Raw genomic sequence first — 680 nt, 5'->3', positions numbered from 1 at the left:
CACACATCCATCAACTTAAGGATTTAGACAATTTATGAGGTTAAAAGCACGTTACTATTTTCTTGTTTTAACGAGAAAGGGTACCGTGGTTTTTATGAATATATTGTAAAGTTTTTCCGATGCGTTACATTCTATAACATACGCTTTAAAATCTTTAATACGTTGAACAAGGACTATAATTATAGAAATTTTACTATAACGTTTTTATGTTTTTTATAAAATAAAAAATAGGTGAATTGTAATCCCTGTTTGGGTGTACATCCACCTATTTTTTCAATTTAATTAGCATGACCTAGTATTTGTATGATTTTATCAGCTTTGGAGTTTTGAATATGATAGTATATCTCTAACCCTTTTCTTTCAGCTTTCAGTGCTTTCCCTTTCATTTTGGATAAATGTTGCGATACTGTTGATTGTGGAATATCCAAAATATTAGTTAATTGTGTTACATTTAATTTCTTGCTCTTAGCCAATTCACTAACAATTTGTAGACGTATTGGATGAGCCATAACTTTTAATAGTTCAACGTTTTCTTCAGAAACTAAACCTGGTATATTATCATTATTAAATTTGTTCATAATACAACCTCGCATTCAATTTATATTTTATTATAATCAATAAATGTATATTCTTAATATTATTATATTAAAATTATTAGTTTGTTTTACTATGAATTAATT

General features: G+C 26.5%; 1 protein-coding gene. It reads right to left on the bottom strand.

Annotated features, from left to right (window positions below):
- Positions 1–278: 278 nt before the first annotated feature.
- Positions 279–578 carry an ArsR/SmtB family transcription factor gene (locus DN403_RS30960; RefSeq protein WP_001032039.1) on the bottom strand — a complete coding sequence of 100 codons (300 nt, stop codon included), beginning with the start codon at positions 576–578 and terminating at the stop codon, positions 279–281.
- Between the last annotated feature and the right edge of the window lie 102 nt (positions 579–680).

Source organism: Bacillus sp. AY2-1 (genome assembly GCF_008368965.1).
GTDB classification, from domain to species: domain Bacteria; phylum Bacillota; class Bacilli; order Bacillales; family Bacillaceae_G; genus Bacillus_A; species Bacillus_A thuringiensis_S.
Note: the sequence above shows the minus strand (reverse complement) of the source record. Positions and strands in the feature narration are given on the sequence as shown.

Excerpts from the sequence above, each read along its gene's own strand:
- DN403_RS30960 (WP_001032039.1), bottom strand. The coding sequence starts at position 578 with ATGAACAAATTTAATAATGATAATATACCAGGTTTAGTTTCTGAAGAA.